Below are 19,048 nucleotides of genomic sequence, written 5' to 3' on the forward strand. Positions count from 1 at the left end.
TAGACGACATGGTTGATAGGCCAGGTGTGGAAGAGCTGTGAGGCTTGGAGCTGACTGGTACTAATAGATCGAGGGCTTTACTTAATAACAATAAGCAGATATGTGCAACAAATATATATAACCTTCTATGTGGTTTTCAGAGTACAAACTCTGACAGATTCAGTGGCGATAGCTACGAGGGTCCACCTGTTCCCATCTCGAACACAGTAGTTAAGCTCGTAAACGCCGAAAGTACTTGGCTGGAGACGGCCTGGGAGGATAGGAAGTCGCTGATTAAGCTAAAAGACACACCTTAGGGTGTGTCTTTTTTATATTCTATATTCTTTGTATTCATAATTTTTATCAATTTGTTGTGATATAATATGCATAATATTATGTATGTTACCTAAGGAGGGTTCATGTCTAAGAAGATTGCAGTTCTAGTGAACGAAGACACGATGCAACGTTGTTCTTGCGGTGGTTGTCTTAAGGCATATATGAATAAAGTGGATTCTTTCGAGCGCTATGCTGATGAGGATACTGAGCTGGTTGGTTTTACCCATAGCGGTGGCGATTTGGAGAAGAAATTGGCTTCTTTCAAGAAAAATGGTGTTACTACCATTCATCTTTCCACCTGTACGCGTAGTAAGAATGATAATTATGAAAGCATAGCTCGCCAATGCGCAGCAGCTGGATTTGATGTTGTTGGGTACACTCATGGTGGTGCTGTATCTAAAGATGGTAAGGTAGCCATTGAGCTTGTTGGTGAATCCAATAATTAGGGATCTATTGTTTAAGATGATAAGGTGGCCATTGAACTCGCCGATGAATCGAATTATTAGAAATCTTTGTGTTCCTATGGCGCATTTATGTTGTGAGATAATGAGAGAATAGCACACGTTTATTTTGAGAGATAACTAGAGAATAGAACGCGTTTATTTTGAGAGACAATGAGAGGATTAAATATGAATAAGAAAATTAAATCTTTGGTACTAGCTGCCGTGATGGGGCTTTCATTAACAACAGTTGCCGTAGTACCCGCAACGGTAGAGGCTGCTTCTGCGGGGGCTGCACAAACGTTAATTGGTGGTGCAGTGGCGTATGCATATGTATCCACGGCTTTCAATAAAATGGATAATTCTAAGGAAGGCCAAGAACAAAGCTTAGCTCGTGCAAAGAAACAAACTGGCTATTTAGAGGATAGTGCGGCACAAGCACGGGTGCAACGTATAATGAAGACCTTAGAGGCTTCGCCTAGCGTCAAGCGTTCGTATGTGGTGTACGCAAATCCTAGCGATGATTTCAATGCGTTCGCTACGGTTGGTCGCGTGATGTCTGTTAACAAGGGCGCTTTGGATCTATTAGATGATGATGAACTCGCTTATGTTATGGCTCATGAAATTTCTCATGGCGAGCATAAGGACATTGTCAATGGTCTCAAGAAGCAAGTAGGTTTATCTACAGCGGTGAGCCTTGCTGCTGGCGGTGGCGGTAATGCGGCTATTTTGTCCAATATTGCTGGTAATTACATGGAGAACCAAGTATTCACGATGGGCCAAGAAAAGGCCGCTGACGAATTGGGCTTTAAAATTTTGAGCGAGTCTCCTTATAATGTGGGCGGTGCTGCTGCTTCTATGGCGGTACTTCGTAATAAATATGGTGATTTGTACCGTGAAGGTTTGAACCAAGTATTTAGCCCTAACAATCACCCTAAGACGAGCAGCCGTGTAAAGGACAATATTGATCGTATGTATACGTATTCTGGCAATCACGTTACGGTCGATAATGGGGCGGTATTTGTGAATGGCGTGAATATCTATAGCCCTGCCAATAGCGGTCGTTATACGGGCGAAGAACGAGCTTATTTCATGGCTGGTAAATTGGCGCGCTTGTACCATAATGGTCAAATTCAGCCAGGTGGTGCATCTTATGATGGACCTACTGTGACCGTGGCAGGTCGTTCTATAGTCACAACTCCTAATGCTGATGTGGCCCTTATGGTTGCTACCAATTTGAATAATTCCTTTGTGAAAGCCGCAGGCCCTGCGAAAGGCAAACAAGCAGCAAAAACAAACAAGAAAAAAGCTAGTAAGAAATAGTTAAATAAGCAGCGAGACCAAGTAAAAAAGTTAGTAAGAAATAGTTAAACAAGCATATAGTATGACAGCGAAATACCTTATGTTGTAGTAGTTTGTGCTTTTACCAAAGAAATCGTATGACTCGTAAGTGATATACGGAGAGAGACCGCTTATGAAGAAGATAAAATGGATTGTACTACCATATATAGTGTTGGGCATTTGTATTGCCATAGGTTTAGTTCTAGGGATGGCGCCAGAGTTGTTAGGCGATGTCATACCGAGGCATGGCGTGATAGGCCGGATGATAAATGCTGCGAATCACCGGAAGGTTCAAGATAGTCAACATACGGAGATGGTCGTGCCGGATTATGTACAACGCGTTGTTACCTTGGGGACCGGAACGGTGGACTTAGTCGGTGCTGCTGGTGAGCCCTATGTCGTGGCCACCGATGGGTCTCCTTATGTCTCTGGTACAGAGATCAAGGGCCGTGTGCAGCCTACGGTAGAGTCCATAAAATCCTATGAACCGGATGTGGTTGTGGCACCGGAGACGACACCGCCAGGATTAGTGGCATCGTTGCGTGCTGCAGGCATTCCTGTATTTATTTATACGCTGAAAGATAGTTTAAAGGATGTAACCCTTAGTACGAATCAAGTGGCTAAGTTGTTTGATACCAAAAATGCAGAATATTCGATTAATAATTCTGTTATGAAGGTTAGAAAACAAGTAGAGCCTCATAAAAATGACGTAAAACCGGTGATTGCTTTGTATAATCCAACGCATGGGGTGTATCGGTCTGGCGTGCTTCGCGATATGATTGAAATGATTCATGGTATTGATGGTGCAGGGGACCTGAAGATTAAAGATAGTGGTAAAGACCCTAATGTGCTATCTGATGTATGGGACTATCGGGCGAACTATCCTACTTTCAACATGGAAGCAAATATGGGCACAAAAGCCGATTTGATTCGCATCAACCCAGATGTCATTTTTGTGCCTACCATATATGCGGTCAAACAACCTGAGTATAAGCAGGACATAGATGCTATTATGCATGATCCGGACTTGCAGAATATAACGGCTGTGAAAAAGGGCTATGTGTATCCTATTAATGACATGCACATCATGAGCTATTCGTCGTGGATGTATTATGAAATGGAACAGATGTCGAAATGGTTGTATGGCGATTGGTCGTATAAGAATTATGTAAAATACCAAAGTATGCCAGCTAATTAACGATATAGGTCTTATATTGTTGCTGCTAGTTTACAGTGTATTGCATGATGAGATTTTTTTGAAAGCATAGGAGGAGAGCTTATGCAATTACGTCGTTTGATGATTGTTTTGGCTATTTGTATTGTGGGTCTGGTGGTAGCAGCTCTTGGTATGTACCGTTCTTGGCAAAACTTTACAAGTGAGGGCCTATTTGGCATATTAAGCTCTCACGGGCACTATATGATGGTGGATGGAACCAGCACAACGGTTACATTAGATCATAAGGCAGAGCGTATCGTTGCCGTAGGGCCTAATGTGGCGGATTTGGTGAGCGAACTGGCTGGTGATTCCGTAGTGGCTACTACCGCAGCACCGTATCAAGTGACTAATACCGTTAAGCAACGGGTGGCGCCTGATGTGAATGCTATAGTGGCGTTAAAGCCGGATATTGTTATCATTGAAGATGGCGCTGAATCCATAGAACTCGTTAGTCCGTTGCGAGAAAAGGGCGTTAAGGTAGCATTATTAAGAGCGCCTGCGACTGTGAAAGACGTAGAGGACCAGACGCGCAATGTAGGTAAATTACTAGGCCGTGAAAGCAAGGCGGACAGCCTCATAGCGACGATGATGAACTATATCCGCGATACAGAATCGCTTCGTTTTGCGCACCGCGACGATCCAAAGCAGATCGTTGCTGTGTATAATGAAAACGGATTATATGGTAAACCGAAAACATTAATTGCTGATATGCTCACCTATGTGGGCGTAGATAATGCAGCTGCTAAGATCGGAGTGAAACAATCTAACTTTGGTACAAAGGCAGACCTTATCAAGGCCGACCCTGATGTTATCATTGTACCGATGGACATACATGCACCGGATTATAATCGCGATGCAATCTATGCCAATTACTATAATGACCCTGCATTGGCAAACTTGAAAGCTATTAAAAACAAAAAGGTAGCCATCGTGTCTACGGATGCCCTGTTGGTCAAGAGTTACCATATTGGACGAGGTATTTATACAATGGCTCAGGTGGTGTATGCAAGATAACACAACTGATATATGCGAGATAGTACAAGTGATATATACAAGCTAGTAGATGTGAAGCAAAGCCCCCTAGTTATGGGGGCTTTCATACTTTCACTTATAGGAATAGTAGCGACGATGATAAAACTATAGATTTTCTCTTGTAAAAGCACTATAATAGAATGTATCTATATATATCAATGTATGCGTATTACAGCCTTATTTTTGTGAAAGGCGTTTATTTAGAGGAGTTGGATTCTGTATGGAACTACCGGTTTTATCCCCGTATATGATGGCTCGCAAGCCGTCGGGGATCCGCATGGGGCAAATTAAATTTTTAGAGCGAAAGAACCCACCTATTTTGGTAAATGGTTCTATTGGTAATGTTATGCGTCCTATGCATCCCGCCATGCAGCGCCGACTATTTACGCTAGGCGGACCAAATAGTCCTTTCAGTACAGGCATCGTACCCTATGTACCAACAACGGGGACCGATGAATGTCGTGAAGCATTCTTGCATATTTTGCGTAGCCAAGGTTTCGATACAACAGGCCTTAATGTACTCGTTACAGATGGTGCGTCCATGGCGATGGAAATCATCATGCTTGGCGTTTGTGGCGGTGCAGGTGAAGAGGAACGTCCTCTATTGATGTTCAATCCGTCCTACACGAACTACGATGCGGTAGGTCATCGCATTGGTCGTAAAACGGTAACCGTAGAACGACGCCTGAACGAGAATGGTGAATTTGAATTGCCATCCATTGAAACTGTGGAAAAACGCATTATAGAAACAAAACCAGGGGCATTGTTGATTATTCCTTACGACAATCCAACTGGTCAGCTATTCAGCAAGGAAACTTTGATTGAATATGCATCTTTGTGCGTAAAATATAATTTATGGATTATTTCCGACGAAGCCTATCGTGAATTGGCCTATGAAAAAGGCAAGGAAACATCTAGTATTTGGACATTGACGAATAAGGATGTACCAGGTATCGAAGGCCGTCGTATCAGTCTTGAAACGGCCTCTAAGGTTTGGAATGCTTGTGGCCTTCGCATTGGTGCCATCATTACAGACAATGCGTTGTGTTATGAAAAATCTGTTGCTGAATATACGGCGAATCTCAGTGCTAATACGCTTGGTCAATATATTTTTGGTGCCTTGGCTCATGAAAGCCATGCTGATCTTCATAACTGGTATGAGCAACAACGTGATTACTATCGCGAAATGATTTATGAACTTCACAAGGGATTCAAAGAGGTAGAACCAGATTTCATTATCTCTAATCCAGAAGCGTCCATCTATTTCGTTATCGATGTACGCAATGTAGCAAAACCTGGCTTTGACGGCGTAGAATTTGCTGCTTGGTGTGCTGAACACGGCCGTGTGACCTTGGATGATGGCAATGACTATACATTGCTCATGGCTCCACTAAACGGATTCTACAGTGGTGCCGATAGCGAACACAATCCTGGTAAGACACAACTTCGCATATCCTTCTGCGAAAACCCAGATCTTTTAAAACTAGCGCCTGTATTGCTATCTAAACTATTTAGAGCATACGAAGCACAACGATAAATAAAACGTGTAAGGGCGAGAATCGATAAAACAGAAAAATAAATTTAAAAGGAGCTATATTGCTGAGGATACCCTCTAGCAGTATAGCTCCTTTATTGTTCCCTATAAAGCAATGATAGGGAGTTGTGTTTAGGTATTATCTTTTTCATAGTCTAGTCCCTTAGTAGATATGCCTATGCTTTGTTGTTGATTTAGCATAGAACTATCCTCTGTTGATGGATAGGATGTGTCGTCTAAGGTTACTGTTTCCAACAATTTGTCGATATTATCGGCTTGGATAGATACTTCTTTGTTGTACCATTCGCCAAACTCACGGATAACTGTTTCATTGCGCCTATAATAGGTGTATTGGTCAATTTTTCGCGATTCCACAAGGCCTGCACGCTCTAATATAGTCATAAATGTAGATACAGACGATTGCGATACACCACAGCGTTTTTGAATACTCTTAACGCTAACGCTGTTTGGAAAATCGATGAGAGTTTTAGAGTGTACTTGAACACCGAATTCTTGCTCTGGGTGCTTTAGCCACAATATAATATCTAACCGATGTGGATTGGATAATGCTTTCAGAATTCTTTGCGGATCCATATGGCCTCCTTGAGGTAAATACCAAAATGTTGAGTGCCTTACTTTGACCGTGGTCTTGCATTATGCGGTCGTATTATATACGCGTCTTGCTCCGTATAGAGAATATTACTTACATTTATCATACGCTAATTTTTATGGGTTGGCAATGTGAACTGCCAAAATCTTCCACCGGCCGGGTCTGACTCCGCCCTTCGGGCTACGCAGGGCCAAAGTCGTCTTTTGAAAGCCCGCACCTCCTCGCCAAAAACTTTATGTGCTAGAAGAGAAAGGCCCCTTTTTATTTTCTTATAAAATTTTCATGTACATGTGGTATGTTAAAAAGGTATTTTCAATCTGTATCGTGAATATATAATATATAGACTTATGTAAGTTAGGCTTTCATAAAAAGGAGCTGAGTATATGGCAATAGATCGAAATGAGAGATTTGACGTTATCGTCGTGGGGGCAGGGCCGGCGGGTGCTGCAGCGGCGTTACGTTTGGCGGAGCAGCGTGTGAAGGTGTTGGTCATTGAGCGCGGGATGGCGCCAGGTGCTAAGAATATGATGGGCGGCCGTATTTATACGCATTCCCTAGAGAAATTGGTACCGGATTTTAGGGATCATGCGCCTCTTGAAAGAAAGGTGACAAAGGAACGTATTTCCATCGGTGCTGGCAATGAGATGACGACCATCGAATATAGTTACCAAGATGTGAAAGAAAATGAAGAATCCTATGTTGTGTTGCGTGCTAAATTCGATAAATGGCTGGCCGAAGAGGCTGAGAAGAAAGGGGCTTTGCTCGTTTCTAATGTACAGGTAACGGAACTCATCACCGAAGGGGAAGGTAAAAAACGCCGCGTTGTAGGCGTGCGTTGCCACGATGATGAGGTGTATGCAAAGCTTGTTATCATTGCAGAAGGTACTAACACAGTGCTCTTAGAAGAGGCTGGTTTAACTGGGCCAACCGATCCTAAGACGATGGCTGTGGGTGTGAAAGAGGTATATAAATTCAAAAAAGAGGACCTCGAGAATCGCCTTATGTTATCTAGTGATGAAGGCATGGCATGGCTCACGTTGGGCGATATGACAGATGGTCTACTAGGCGGCGGCTTTATATATACGAACAAGGACAGCCTTTCCGTAGGCATGGTAGTAGGCCTTGAGGACATCGGCTTGGCGGATAAATCAGTTGACGAAATGTTGGAGGCTTTCACCAGTCATCCTAGAATTGCACCACTTTTGAAAAATGGTCAATTAAAGGAACACAGCGCGCATCTTGTGCCTGAAGGTGGTTATGAAGCGATGCCGAAATTGGGCGGCAAGGGTTACATCGTCGTTGGTGATGCAGCGCGGATGTGTATGAATCTAGGGTACACGATTCGTGGTATGGATCTGGCTATCGAGTCCGGCATGTGCGCGGCTGAGGCGGTCAATGTGGCGCTACGCGACGAAAATATGGATCGCGTTACTAAATTGTACGAAAAACAAATCAAGGCGTCTTGGTTGCGTCGCGATATGAAATTGTATAAAAATATGCCGAAATTCTTGGCCTCTAATCCGCGTATTTTTAATGAGTATCCTGCATTTGTAAACAATCTTATGCGTGATGTATTCACCGTAAATGGTGACGGTGCGGTGCCATTGATGAAAAAATTGTTGCGCCGCGTCAAGGATGTAGGCTTATTCAGATTGATTCGTGATGCATGGAAAGGGGTGCGTTCCCTATGAAATTAGAAGAGCGTTTGGGCGCGAATAAATATTATGTAGATGAAACGTGTCCTCACATCATTATTGATGGTGAAAGCGTAAGCCGAGAAGAGGCGATGAAGCTCGTGAATGGTTGTCCTGCAGGTTTATACACATTGCAAGAGGACGGCACGCTTGCTTTTGATTTTGCAGGTTGTCTCGAATGTGGCACATGTCGTGTGTTGTGCGGACATACGATTGTTAAATCTTGGAAATATCCTCGTAATGCCAAGGGAATAGAGTTTAGACAGGGGTGAGTGCATGGAATTATTAGTCTGTATAAAACAAGTACCGGATACGTCGGAAATTAAACTAGATCCGGAAACAAATAATCTCATCCGCACAGGCCTGCCTAGTATTGTAAACCCTTATGACATGCACGCGCTTGAGGCGGCTTTAACTGTGAAAGACCAAATTGAAGGCAGCCGTGTAACGGTTGTCACCATGGGCCCTCCACAAGCCGAAGAGGCATTGCGTCAATGCTTGGCGTTAGGCGCTGATGATGCGGTGCTCGTAACAGATCGTGCCTTTGGTGGTGCCGATACATTGGCTACAAGCTATACGATCGCATCTGCTATTCGTCATATTCAACGGACCATGAACCGTCAGTTCCAAATTATTTTCTGTGGTAAACAAGCTATCGATGGCGATACAGCACAGGTGGGCCCTCAAATCGCAGAGGAACTCGGTATGGCGCAAGCTACCTATGCTTGTGAATTTTCTGTAGACCAAGCCTCTCAAAAGGCGATTGTAAAGCGGGAGCACGAGAACGGTTATGAAGTGATTGAAGCTCCGTTGCCATTGCTTGTGACGACGACAGCCGAACTTAACGAGCCACGTCAACCTGGCCTTTGGAGCTCCATTTACGCGAAACGATATACTATTAATCATATTACCTTGCGTGATATGCCTCATATTGATGAAAGCCGCATTGGCCTTACCGGTTCCCCAACACGGGTACGCAAGGTATACCAACCACCGCTTCGTGGCAAGGTAGAAATGCTTTCATCCGTCGACGAAGGTGCCAAAAAGGTGCTCGAATTGGCGTACCACATCAAGCCTGAAAAGTTCGCACACCTTTTGGTGCCAAATGACACACCGGTTGTAGAGGCGCAAGACGATGAGGGCATTGACGTAAATGACCCAGTACAGCGAGCTGCGTCTGTTGAAAGCGTGGTGCCTAGCGAACCTAAGGCGGTAGATCCAAATACATTTGCAGCAGAGGCCGCTAAAGCTGATGCTGTTTCCGAAGGAGGTGACCGATAATGACAAATTTTGATGAATACAGAGACGTTTTTGTCGTAGCTGATACCATCGATGACGTAGTGCATCCAGTTACGTATGAACTTATCGGTCAAGCCCGCCGCATCGCCAAAGAACTGGGCCAACTCGTGCAAGTCATGCTCCTCGGTGAAAACGTACAAGCTGAGGCGGAGGAACTTGTGGCTCATGGTGCCGATATTGTTCACGTTTTTGAAAGTCCCCTCTTGAAATACTATACAACGGATGGCTATACAAAGGTATTGACGGATTTCTTTGAAGACCATAAACCGAATATCCTTTTAATTGGTGCTACCAACAATGGCCGTGACCTAGCACCGCGCATGTCTGGTCGCATGCAAAATGGCGTTGTAGCAGATTGCACTATCCTAACGGTAGATACAGAAGAAGGCCTTGTAGAATGGACCCGTCCTGCTTTAGGTGGCAATATCTTGGCTGAAATTATTTCGCCAAACCATCGTCCACAAATGGGCTCTGTTCGTCCTAATGTATTCAAAAAACCTGAGCGCATTGCGGACAGTTGGGGCCGTATCCAACTTGAACAATTTGACCTAAAGGCCGAAGACATTCGCACTAAACGGCTAGATTTTATTCCATTCAGCAAGTCTGGTTATAATATCCAAGAAGCGGATATCATCGTAGCTGGCGGTCGTGGTATGGGTTCAAAGGAAAACTTTGATAAACTCTACGAACTTGCTGATGCTATCGGCGGCGTTGTAGGCGCTACCCGTCCACTCGTTGAAAAAGGCTGGATTGAACTGCCATACCAAGTAGGCCAAACCGGTAAAACCGTAAGCCCTAAACTATACTTGGCATTTGGTATCTCTGGCGCTATCCAACACGTAAGCGGCATCTCTGGTGCCGATACAATCGTGGCCATTAACAATGATCCAAATGCAGAAATCTTCCAGCACGCTAACTATGGAATTGTTGGGGATTGTATGGAAGTTCTCAACGATATGTTGGCGCATTTAAAATAGAACATAAAAAGATTGGGCTCTTAGCTTAATTGCCGTAGTAGAAAGGACCCCTTCCAAAAAACTCCACCGGCCGGGTCTGACTCCGGCCTTCGGCCTCCGCAGGGCCAAAGTCGTTTTTCGAAAGGGGTTCTTTCTTATCTCTACAGTCAATACAGCCATAGGCCCAATCTTTTTATGTTTCCCCTTAAATTAGCGCCAACATGTTCGTTGAAATAATATAAGTAGAAATATGGTAAAATGGTGTTATACATATCATAGTTGAATGGACGTAGGGAGGTGATGTTGTGACTGCTGATAGTAATGGTTATGTAGGTTTTGATTTGGCATTGTTTATCGCTGAGAAGTTGCGTGCTCAGTTTGTGTTTGATATGGCTCAGATGGAGGGAAACACGGCAACGTATCCGCAGGTTGAGACGATTGTGTGTGGTACTTCTGTGGCGGGGCTCAGTGTAAGTGAGACTCGACAGATAGATAATATTAATCGTGGCTGGCAAGCCTTGATAGAGGATTTGCGGTTAAAACGATTTCAGATTAATAAGTTAGTGACTATCGAATATAATAAGTTGGTTTCTGAAAGTGAGAACCGGCTAGGATTTGGTGGTTTTCGCAATGCACCAGTAGCTATAGGTGGTACAAGTTACACACCGCCTAATCCTTTGGATTTAAATTCCTGTTGGGACCAATTAATAGCTAGGTGCCAAGAGCTAGAGGATAATCCGTTGGAACAATCGCTTCTATTATATGCCGAGATGGCTCGTAACCAGTTCTTTGGCGATGGCAATAAACGAACCGCTCTGCTCATGATGAATGGGAACCTTATTCAGAATGGATTATGCCCAATTACGATAACAAAATCTCGTGAAGTAGAATATCGGACTGCTTTAATTGGATATTATGAAAGCCCAGAGCAACATCGCATTCAATTCTTCGATTTCCTAAAACAAGAACAACAAACCATGCTAAAACGCTGGGGCTATGAAATCCAAGATATAAATGAAACCGAACTTGGTAAAACAATCGATACAAATCCAAAAGAAGGATCCACTAAACATAAATTATAATTGAGGCCCTGAATTACAACTTTCCCTTTCCCCGTAACAAAAATCTTTGCGGGAAATAAGGATAACGTATTTAAAACAGGTCCAGATGGGCTTCCAAACCCGACTTTGGCCCTACCGTAGAGAGGACACAATCTGATAGAGGTCCTGAATTACTTTCTTTTTCTTTGTTTAGTAATGAAAATCTTTGTGTTTTATTATGTAATTCAGGACCGATGTATTTAAAGTATGTGATGATAGGGGCGGGAAAAAGACTTCGGGTCCCGCTTGCGCGATAGCGTGTCTTTTTTCCGCCCCTGTCATCACTGTTAAATAGAAGGAGGAATACATATGAACCGCAAAATTTTCGTTACAGGTGCTACTTCTGGTATCGGCCTTGAGTGTGCCCGTGCATTCGCTCAAGATGGAGATAATGTATTGATTGCTGGTCGTCGTGCAGACCGCTTGGCGGCGATTAAGGAAGATTTTGAGCAACAATATGGCATTCGTGTGGATACGCTTGTACTTGATGTGAGCAAACGTGAAGATGTAGATGCTAAGGTAAAACCAGCTATCGAAGCTTTTGGTGGCATTGATGTACTTGTAAATAATGCAGGTCTGGCACAGGGACTCGATCCATTTCAAGATAGTACCGTAGAAGATGCAGTCACAATGATTAATACGAATGTATTAGGACTTCTTTATGTAACAAAGGCAGTATTACCTTTCATGATTGATAAAAATGAAGGTCATATTGTAAATATGGGTTCTACAGCTGGGATTTACGCATACCCAGGCGGTGCCGTTTACTGTGCTACTAAGGCCGCTGTCAAAATGTTGGCCGATGGCATTCGTATGGATACTATAACTACAGATATTAAGGTTACCACCATTCAACCTGGCATTGTAGAAACTCCATTTAGTGAAGTGCGCTTTCACGGTGATGCGGAACGCGCAAAATCTGTATATGCTGGTATTGAAGCCGTTCAACCAGAGGATGTGGCAGATGTTGTATTGTATGTAACAAATCAACCTAAGCGCATGCAAATCTCTGATGTGACCATCATGGCGAACCAACAAGCGGCAGGCTTTATGGTTCATAAGAAATAACAGACTATTATACTAAACTTGTTAAAATGATATAGGTAGCATTTATTACTTTAAATCCTACATCATTTAGGATATATTTATTAAGTATATTTTAATAAATATAGTTTTACAAAATTTGTTTTTGGAGATTGTTGTTATGACAACAAAGATAAAGACATTACTAGTGGCTTCTTTAGCATGTGCAGCTATTGGTTCCTATAGCATTACTAGTGCTCACGATCTATCTGTTGGGAATCGTTCTGTGTCTATGACTGGTGGAATCTCAGTTGAACCTAGGGAACCAAATTTTATTATGCCGAGTCCTGTACATGTGTTCACCACAGTTAAAGAAGCGGCGGAGTATATGAATATTACACCACAGATGCCAAAGTTGTTACCTGTAGGCTTTAATATTCAATCTGTCATCACTTTAGAGAAAGATATATTACAAGTTGTGTATGTCTATAAATCTGGTGCGGATCCATGTTATAATCAAGATGGAGGCGCATATATTATATATCGTTCATCTAAGTTAACTGGTGATATCAGTGGTGACCATAAAATTCATAAGGTTATAGAAACTGAAAGTGTAGATGGTACAAAGGTTACTTTCAAAGGCAGTGACAAAATGGCTTATCTTGCATCGTGGATGAAAGATGGACAAAATCATTCTTTAGATTTTTATCGCCCCGTTACACGAGATATGGCGAAGGCTATTATCCGTAATATTGTTGAGGAAAAATCACATACAAAATAAATGTGTTTTTAATAATTTTTATGTTACGCGAAGGGAGATTATACTCATGGTTAAAAAATTTGTATTAATGGCAGTTGCGTGTGCTTGTGTAGGTTCTTACACTGTTGCCGGTGCGCAAGGTACTTTTGATGTAAAACCAGATCCAGCTAAACCTGTAGTTGCAGAACAGGCAGCGCCAATGGTTGGTATGCCAAGTCCAATTCATAAATTCGCTACTATTGATGAAGCCGCTAAATACATGAATATTATGCCTCATCTACCTAAAGTATTACCTGTAGGCTATAATGTTGAGTCTGTAAGTACTATCGAAAAAGATGTATTACAAGTAGTATATGTATACCAAGCTGGCGAAGATGCAACGCGCAATCAAGCAGCAGGCAAACGTATTGTATATCGCGTAGGTACTACAAAAGGTGATATCAGCGGCGATTACAACAATTATAAAGTTACGGCTACTGAAAAAGTAAACGGCACAAAGGTGACTTTCAAAGGCGGTAATTACATGGTATACCTTGCAACATGGGTAAAAGATGGTCAAAACCATTCCATCTATTTTGAACGTCCTGTCAATCGCGATATGGCAAAAGCTATTATTACTAACACAGTGTCAAAAAAAACACATATGCAATAATATAATTTAAAATGTATACATATAAACAGCTCCTCGTATGAGGGGCTGTTTTTTCGTTATGTGAAACTTTCATAATGAGAATAGTTATAATATACCTGGATGGGTATACATGGATGTGCATATTATTGCTACAATAAAGGTGGATAGTTTCTTAGTAATAAAAGAAGGTAGGTGATGGATTGTATCGATTAATACTACAGCGTTTGGTGAGTATAGTTGGTATTTTACTAGTTGTTACTATCGGTACATTTGTATTGATTAAATTGTCGCCTATCGACCCGGTGGCAATGAAATTTAATCTCGTGGGTGCCACGCCTGATCCGGTGTTGGTGGCTCAATTAAGAGAACAATTAGGTCTCAATGATCCGTGGTGGCAACAGTATGTGCGTTGGCTTGGACAAATTGTACGGGGTGATTTTGGGGAATCGATCCTGTATTCAATGCCGGTAATCACATTGTTATCGGGGGCCTTGCCTAATACATTGGGCCTCGTATCACTAGCACTTGTCATGGGAATTGTAGTGACCATTCCACTAGGGATGCTGTCCGCCAAGTACAAGGATTCATGGGTGGATCATGGTGTACGATTATTGACGTTTCTAGCCTTAGCGATTCCTAGCTTCTGGGTGGGGTTATTGTTGCTCTACTTATTTGGCGTTAAATTACAGATTGTATCAGTAACGAACACAAATGGTTTCTCTGCTTATATATTGCCAGCTGTTACATTAGCTCTATGGCTATGTGGACTATATATCCGTCGCTTGCGTAATGCTATTTTAGAGATATCCAGGCGTCCCTTCGTACAAGGGGCGCGTGCATTAGGCTTACCAGAGTGGATGGTATTTACTCGATATATATTCCCTCATGTAGGACTGATGTTATTGCCTATGATGGGCGTAACGATGGGCGCTATGCTTGGTGGCTCTGCTGTTATTGAAACAGTATTCGCCATCAAGGGTATTGGGTACATGATGGTACAAGGCATTATGGCGCGAGACTTTGTATTGATGCAGGGCTATATCATTTGGATTACATTGGTGTTCATTATTATCAATATCATTATTGATGCATTGAGTTATTGGCTAAACCCTAAACGAAGGGCCGCTATACAAGGAGGCTCTTATGAATAGACAAAAGCCGTACACCTTATACATTATGTTAGTCTTAGCAACTTTATGGATTTTAGTATTCCTCTGTGCTCCATACATAGCTCCATTTAATCCAGAGGCTACGAATGTGGCAGACCGGTTGCAAGATATTAGTAGCACGCACTTATTAGGCACTGATCAGCTGGGCCGTGATGTGTGGTCTCGCATCCTTTATGGCGGTAAAGCCTCTTTAGGGATTGCTTTCACCATCATTGGCATTAGTGGGGCCATCGGTATTGTCATCGGTGGCTTGGCAGGATTTTCTACGCCTCGTATTGACCGCTGGCTATCTCGCTTGATTGATTTGGTGTTAGGGTTTCCGAATATGGTGATTGCCATCGCGTTCATCGGTATCATGGGACCTAGCATTCCGAATGTCATTATTTCCTTGTGTATTACAAAATGGGCGGAATATGCGCGCATTACACGTGGTCTTGTACAGATTGAACGTCACGCGGAGTACATTACCTTCGCTCGCATGTCGGGCGCATCAAATCTGCGCATCCTGTGGCGATACATTTTGCCAAATGTACTGCCATCCCTATTGATTGTAATCATTCAACATCTCGGTGACGCTATCATCTTGGTGGCAAGTTTCTCGCTTATCGGTATTGGTGTACAACCGCCAGATCCAGAGTGGGGCACAATCTTATTAAGTTCCCGAGATTTCCTACAAACGGCACCGTGGCTATTGATCTATCCAGGGCTTGCCATTTTTATTACTGTTGTTTTATTCAACTATATTGGCGATGCGTTGCGCGATGCCCTCGATGTATCTCGTTAACTGCGCTTTGTATAGATTTTTTATGGTGAAAGCCCTAGTGGGCGATGTATTTTTAAAGGAGAAAGTATGAAACGTTGGTTATTAGTATGTTTAGCCGTGTTGTCCATGGTGGCCCTCTTGACGGGGTGTGGCAGTGATACGGCTAAGCAAGGAAAACACATGAATGTTGGTCTGTATTGGTTTGGTGAAACATTAGACCCAACACACGAATGGGATGCGTGGACATTGACTCGTATCGGTGCTGGCGAAACATTAGCTGTTGTTACTCCCGACATGAAATTTGCCCCACAATTAGCGGATTCTTGGGAAAATGTGGACCCTACTACATGGAAATTTCATATCCGTGAAAATGTAAAATTCCAAAACGGTACACCTATGACGCCACAAAAGGTAAAAGAGTCCATCGAGTACACTATGAAACAAAGTGCTCGTTCCGCAAAAGCTGTAAAAATCGAGTCCATTACCGTAGATGGTCAAAACTTGATTATCAAAACAACAGAGCCTAATGGCTCCTTGTTGTCTAGCTTAACAGAACCTGCGTTTGTCATCATGGATACAGCGGATCTTAAGGACGTGGCAACAAAACCAGTTCTTACAGGCCCTTATAAAATTAAATCTTTCACAAAGGGTGAAACCATTGAACTAGAAGCCTTTGCAGATTACTGGGGCGGCAAACCAGGTCTTGATTCTGTAACAGTAAAAGACATCGAAGACAACAATAAACGTGCGATGGCATTGCAATCTAAAGACGTTGACGTCATCCAAAAGGTGGACTCTGCTAACCGTAGCTTGTTTAAAGATGGTTTCAATATCCAAGATATCTCTGGCGTTCGTGTGTTCATGTTAAAAATGAACCAAACTGCAGCATCTCCATTACATGATAAAGATGTACGTAATGCAGTAGCTCATATCATTAACTATGATTCCATGGCGAAAATCATCGGTAATGGTTCCACACCAGGTGCAGCACCATTCCCACCTTCTGCAAACCTAGGTTACGATACAATCGCTAACAAAGCGACAACTGATGTAGCTAAAGCGGACCAAATCTTAACACAAGCTGGCTATGCTAAAAATGCAAATGGTGTGTATGCTAAAGATGGTAAAGAATTATCTCTAACATTAGCTGTTTGGGGTAAAGACACTAGTATGTACGAAGAAATTCAACAAGAATTGAAACAAGCGGGTATCAATGTAACGCTTAAGAAATTACAAAGCCCTGATGAAGTGGATACACTAGGTACAGATGGTTTTGACTTGGTAGAACGTAATGTTATTACCATGTCTACAAATGATCCTTATTGGTTCCTCAGCTTATTCTACAAAACTGGTGCGAAATCAAACGTTGGTGGCTACTCTAACCCTCAAGTAGATGCGTTAATCGACCAATTGTCCGTAACATTTGATCAAAACGAACGCTCTAATATTACAAAACAAGCGCAACAAATCTTAGTTGATGACGTAGCAGATATCTATTTGTTGTATCCAAGTGCAACAGTTGTATCCACTAATAAGGTTAAAAATGTACCGGTACATCCAATCGATTACTACTTATTAACAAAGGATTCTACTATTGAATAAATCTGATTGTATCGTATTTGATAAGGTTACAATTTCATATGGTGCGGAAGAGGCGGTGCGTAATGTATCCTTCTCCGTGCCCACTGGTGAGGTCTTTGCCATCGTTGGTGAAAGTGGCTCTGGTAAATCTACATTAGTTCGTGCCGCTTTTGGCATGTTGAAACAAGCTACCATTAGCGGCCAAATTTTGCTAAACGGAACCGATGTTTCTACATTGAGTGATGGTGATTGGCGACAATTGCGGGGCACGAAGATTTCTATGATCTTTCAAAATCCCAGCGCCTATCTAAATCCAAATCGCACCGTAGAAAATCACTTTAATGATTTGTTCCGTGCTCATGGTGAAAGCTATGATGTAAGCCGCGTTATAGATATGCTTAATCTTGTTCACTTAACTGACGGAGAGCGTATCTTGCAGTCCTATCCGTTCCAATTGAGCGGTGGCATGCAGCAGCGATTGGCAATAGCTTTAAGCCTCATCTTGAAGCCGAGCATCGTATTTGCTGACGAACCGACTAGTGCCTTAGATATGCTCGTGCAAGCCTCTGTATTGGATCTTATGAAAGAGGTAACACAGGCTCTTGGGGCAACGGTGATAATTGTAACCCATAATATCAAGGCGGCGGCGCGCATTGCCAATAGGATTGGGGTTATGAATAAGGGGCAACTCGTTGAAGTAGGCTCTACTGAAGAGGTCATGACTCATCCAAAAGATGAGTATACTCGTATTTTGTTAGATTCCGTAATGAAAGTGGTGTAGTATGATTCAACTCGAGAATATATGTAAACAATATACGAACCACAATCATACGGTCCATGCCGTTGATAACGTATCCTTTTCCGTGGATCCCAATGAACGCGTAGGTATTGCTGGTGGTAGTGGTTCTGGTAAAAGTACATTGCTTAGGATGATTGCCATGCTAGAAAAACCTACATCTGGCATCTTGCGACTCTTTGGTGAGGAAATCCATTCCATTCAAAATCATACAGAAATATATCGCTCTATGCAGATGATGTTCCAAAATCCCTTGGCGGTGATTCCATCGAGGATGAAATTAGAAGCATTTCTCTTAGAGCCGTATATCAACTATGGGCTTATGGATATAGCCGCTGCAAAGGAAGATATCCGCCAATGGATTAAACATGTAGATCTACCTGAAACTATTGTTCAGAAATATCCTCATGAAGTAAGTGGTGGTCAGCTGCAACGGTTAGTACTGGCAAGGATTATGTTGATGCATCCAAAACTAGTACTCTTTGATGAACCTACATCAGCCCTTGATGCGGTGAACCAAAAGTTGGCGCTAGACTTATTACAAAAACTACATTCGGAACAACCCTTCGGCTATGTGTTCGTCAGCCATGACATTGGACTTTTACAAGCCGTAACAGACCGAATCATCGTTATGAAAGATGGGCAAATCGTAGAAACTATCGAATCAAAACGACTTAAAGAAGCGGTACACCCATATACAAAATCACTTGTCAGTGCTGGAGAATAAAGAAGGCCCCTGTTATACAGGGGCTTTTTTATACGTATAATCAATAAATTATACGATTTTA

19 protein-coding genes and 2 rRNA genes are annotated in these 19,048 nt (G+C 42.6%); 20 read left to right on the forward strand and 1 reads right to left on the reverse strand.

What is annotated here, in order from left to right; translation table 11 throughout:
- The 7 genes from HMPREF1151_RS08070 to HMPREF1151_RS08100 all read left to right on the forward strand — a co-directional run.
- A 23S ribosomal RNA gene (locus tag HMPREF1151_RS08070) occupies positions 1 to 84 on the forward strand; the annotation flags it as partial.
- A gap of 74 nt (positions 85 to 158) precedes the next feature.
- A 5S ribosomal RNA gene (gene rrf / locus HMPREF1151_RS08075) occupies positions 159 to 275 on the forward strand.
- A 123-nt stretch (positions 276 to 398) separates the two neighbouring features.
- Positions 399 to 761, forward strand: coding sequence for a CGGC domain-containing protein (locus HMPREF1151_RS08080; protein WP_009661822.1), 363 nt, complete (start codon positions 399 to 401; stop codon positions 759 to 761).
- Positions 762 to 944: 183 nt separating this feature from the next.
- Positions 945 to 2,078: a M48 family metallopeptidase gene (locus HMPREF1151_RS08085; protein ID WP_009661734.1), complete on the forward strand. Its 1,134-nt coding sequence runs from the start codon at positions 945 to 947 to the stop codon at positions 2,076 to 2,078.
- Between the two features lie 151 nt (positions 2,079 to 2,229).
- Positions 2,230 to 3,294 (forward strand): ABC transporter substrate-binding protein, encoded by a 1,065-nt coding sequence (locus tag HMPREF1151_RS08090; RefSeq protein ID WP_009661860.1) that lies wholly within the window; start codon positions 2,230 to 2,232, stop codon positions 3,292 to 3,294.
- An 81-nt stretch (positions 3,295 to 3,375) separates the two neighbouring features.
- Positions 3,376 to 4,326, forward strand: coding sequence for an ABC transporter substrate-binding protein (locus HMPREF1151_RS08095; protein WP_009661764.1), 951 nt, complete (start codon positions 3,376 to 3,378; stop codon positions 4,324 to 4,326).
- A gap of 238 nt (positions 4,327 to 4,564) precedes the next feature.
- Positions 4,565 to 5,881 (forward strand): pyridoxal phosphate-dependent aminotransferase, encoded by a 1,317-nt coding sequence (locus tag HMPREF1151_RS08100; protein WP_009661752.1) that lies wholly within the window; start codon positions 4,565 to 4,567, stop codon positions 5,879 to 5,881.
- Between the two features lie 129 nt (positions 5,882 to 6,010).
- On the opposite strand, the gene HMPREF1151_RS08105 is transcribed toward HMPREF1151_RS08100, so the two are convergent.
- The gene (locus tag HMPREF1151_RS08105; protein WP_009661795.1) at positions 6,011 to 6,472 is read right to left on the reverse strand and encodes a helix-turn-helix transcriptional regulator; all 462 of its coding nucleotides are present in this window, start codon (positions 6,470 to 6,472) and stop codon (positions 6,011 to 6,013) included.
- 399 nt (positions 6,473 to 6,871) lie between these two features.
- On the opposite strand from HMPREF1151_RS08105, the gene HMPREF1151_RS08110 reads away from it, so the two are divergent.
- The 13 genes from HMPREF1151_RS08110 (at position 6,872) to HMPREF1151_RS08170 (ending at position 18,987) form a co-directional block, all read left to right on the forward strand.
- The gene (locus HMPREF1151_RS08110) at positions 6,872 to 8,179 is read left to right on the forward strand and encodes an FAD-dependent oxidoreductase (RefSeq protein WP_009661877.1); all 1,308 of its coding nucleotides are present in this window, start codon (positions 6,872 to 6,874) and stop codon (positions 8,177 to 8,179) included.
- Entirely contained in the window at positions 8,176 to 8,454 is a 279-nt protein-coding gene (locus HMPREF1151_RS08115; protein ID WP_009661744.1) for a ferredoxin family protein, read from the forward strand. The genes HMPREF1151_RS08110 and HMPREF1151_RS08115 overlap by 4 nt, the downstream gene beginning before the upstream one ends.
- A gap of 4 nt (positions 8,455 to 8,458) precedes the next feature.
- Positions 8,459 to 9,463 (forward strand): electron transfer flavoprotein subunit beta/FixA family protein, encoded by a 1,005-nt coding sequence (locus HMPREF1151_RS08120; protein WP_009661876.1) that lies wholly within the window; start codon positions 8,459 to 8,461, stop codon positions 9,461 to 9,463.
- Entirely contained in the window at positions 9,463 to 10,458 is a 996-nt protein-coding gene (locus HMPREF1151_RS08125; protein WP_005384276.1) for an electron transfer flavoprotein subunit alpha/FixB family protein, read from the forward strand. Before HMPREF1151_RS08120 ends, HMPREF1151_RS08125 begins: the two co-directional genes overlap by 1 nt.
- A 284-nt stretch (positions 10,459 to 10,742) precedes the next feature.
- The gene (locus HMPREF1151_RS08130) at positions 10,743 to 11,519 is read left to right on the forward strand and encodes a Fic family protein (protein WP_005384278.1); all 777 of its coding nucleotides are present in this window, start codon (positions 10,743 to 10,745) and stop codon (positions 11,517 to 11,519) included.
- 327 nt (positions 11,520 to 11,846) lie between these two features.
- Positions 11,847 to 12,605: an SDR family NAD(P)-dependent oxidoreductase gene (locus tag HMPREF1151_RS08135; RefSeq protein WP_005384280.1), complete on the forward strand. Its 759-nt coding sequence runs from the start codon at positions 11,847 to 11,849 to the stop codon at positions 12,603 to 12,605.
- Positions 12,606 to 12,741: 136 nt separating this feature from the next.
- Positions 12,742 to 13,341: a hypothetical protein gene (locus tag HMPREF1151_RS08140; protein WP_009661811.1), complete on the forward strand. Its 600-nt coding sequence runs from the start codon at positions 12,742 to 12,744 to the stop codon at positions 13,339 to 13,341.
- 46 nt (positions 13,342 to 13,387) lie between these two features.
- Complete coding sequence (locus tag HMPREF1151_RS08145) at positions 13,388 to 13,972, forward strand: hypothetical protein (protein WP_009661867.1); 585 nt, start codon at positions 13,388 to 13,390, stop codon at positions 13,970 to 13,972.
- A gap of 179 nt (positions 13,973 to 14,151) precedes the next feature.
- Positions 14,152 to 15,102, forward strand: a complete 951-nt coding sequence (locus HMPREF1151_RS08150) for an ABC transporter permease (protein ID WP_009661714.1) — start codon at positions 14,152 to 14,154, stop codon at positions 15,100 to 15,102.
- Positions 15,095 to 15,904 carry an ABC transporter permease gene (locus HMPREF1151_RS08155; RefSeq protein WP_005376468.1) on the forward strand — a complete coding sequence of 270 codons (810 nt, stop codon included), beginning with the start codon at positions 15,095 to 15,097 and terminating at the stop codon, positions 15,902 to 15,904. Before HMPREF1151_RS08150 ends, HMPREF1151_RS08155 begins: the two co-directional genes overlap by 8 nt.
- A 66-nt stretch (positions 15,905 to 15,970) precedes the next feature.
- The gene (locus HMPREF1151_RS08160; protein WP_009661875.1) at positions 15,971 to 17,485 is read left to right on the forward strand and encodes an ABC transporter substrate-binding protein; all 1,515 of its coding nucleotides are present in this window, start codon (positions 15,971 to 15,973) and stop codon (positions 17,483 to 17,485) included.
- Positions 17,478 to 18,245 (forward strand): ABC transporter ATP-binding protein, encoded by a 768-nt coding sequence (locus HMPREF1151_RS08165; protein ID WP_009661820.1) that lies wholly within the window; start codon positions 17,478 to 17,480, stop codon positions 18,243 to 18,245. Before HMPREF1151_RS08160 ends, HMPREF1151_RS08165 begins: the two co-directional genes overlap by 8 nt.
- A gap of 1 nt (position 18,246) precedes the next feature.
- Entirely contained in the window at positions 18,247 to 18,987 is a 741-nt protein-coding gene (locus HMPREF1151_RS08170; protein ID WP_009661773.1) for an ABC transporter ATP-binding protein, read from the forward strand.
- Positions 18,988 to 19,048 lie beyond the last annotated feature (61 nt).

This window comes from Veillonella sp. ACP1, from assembly GCF_000286635.1.
GTDB classification, from domain to species: Bacteria; Bacillota; Negativicutes; order Veillonellales; family Veillonellaceae; genus Veillonella; species Veillonella atypica.

Excerpts from the sequence above, each read along its gene's own strand:
- HMPREF1151_RS08140 (WP_009661811.1), top strand. The coding sequence starts at position 12,742 with ATGACAACAAAGATAAAGACATTACTAGTGGCTTCTTTAGCATGTGCA.
- HMPREF1151_RS08110 (WP_009661877.1), top strand. The coding sequence starts at position 6,872 with ATGGCAATAGATCGAAATGAGAGATTTGACGTTATCGTCGTGGGGGCA.
- HMPREF1151_RS08100 (WP_009661752.1), top strand. The coding sequence starts at position 4,565 with ATGGAACTACCGGTTTTATCCCCGTATATGATGGCTCGCAAGCCGTCG.
- HMPREF1151_RS08085 (WP_009661734.1), top strand. The coding sequence starts at position 945 with ATGAATAAGAAAATTAAATCTTTGGTACTAGCTGCCGTGATGGGGCTT.
- HMPREF1151_RS08170 (WP_009661773.1), top strand. The coding sequence starts at position 18,247 with ATGATTCAACTCGAGAATATATGTAAACAATATACGAACCACAATCAT.
- HMPREF1151_RS08145 (WP_009661867.1), top strand. The coding sequence starts at position 13,388 with ATGGTTAAAAAATTTGTATTAATGGCAGTTGCGTGTGCTTGTGTAGGT.
- HMPREF1151_RS08125 (WP_005384276.1), top strand. The coding sequence starts at position 9,463 with ATGACAAATTTTGATGAATACAGAGACGTTTTTGTCGTAGCTGATACC.
- HMPREF1151_RS08135 (WP_005384280.1), top strand. The coding sequence starts at position 11,847 with ATGAACCGCAAAATTTTCGTTACAGGTGCTACTTCTGGTATCGGCCTT.
- HMPREF1151_RS08155 (WP_005376468.1), top strand. The coding sequence starts at position 15,095 with ATGAATAGACAAAAGCCGTACACCTTATACATTATGTTAGTCTTAGCA.
- HMPREF1151_RS08090 (WP_009661860.1), top strand. The coding sequence starts at position 2,230 with ATGAAGAAGATAAAATGGATTGTACTACCATATATAGTGTTGGGCATT.
- HMPREF1151_RS08115 (WP_009661744.1), top strand. The coding sequence starts at position 8,176 with ATGAAATTAGAAGAGCGTTTGGGCGCGAATAAATATTATGTAGATGAA.
- HMPREF1151_RS08120 (WP_009661876.1), top strand. The coding sequence starts at position 8,459 with ATGGAATTATTAGTCTGTATAAAACAAGTACCGGATACGTCGGAAATT.
- HMPREF1151_RS08095 (WP_009661764.1), top strand. The coding sequence starts at position 3,376 with ATGCAATTACGTCGTTTGATGATTGTTTTGGCTATTTGTATTGTGGGT.
- HMPREF1151_RS08160 (WP_009661875.1), top strand. The coding sequence starts at position 15,971 with ATGAAACGTTGGTTATTAGTATGTTTAGCCGTGTTGTCCATGGTGGCC.
- HMPREF1151_RS08105 (WP_009661795.1), bottom strand. The coding sequence starts at position 6,472 with ATGGATCCGCAAAGAATTCTGAAAGCATTATCCAATCCACATCGGTTA.
- HMPREF1151_RS08080 (WP_009661822.1), top strand. The coding sequence starts at position 399 with ATGTCTAAGAAGATTGCAGTTCTAGTGAACGAAGACACGATGCAACGT.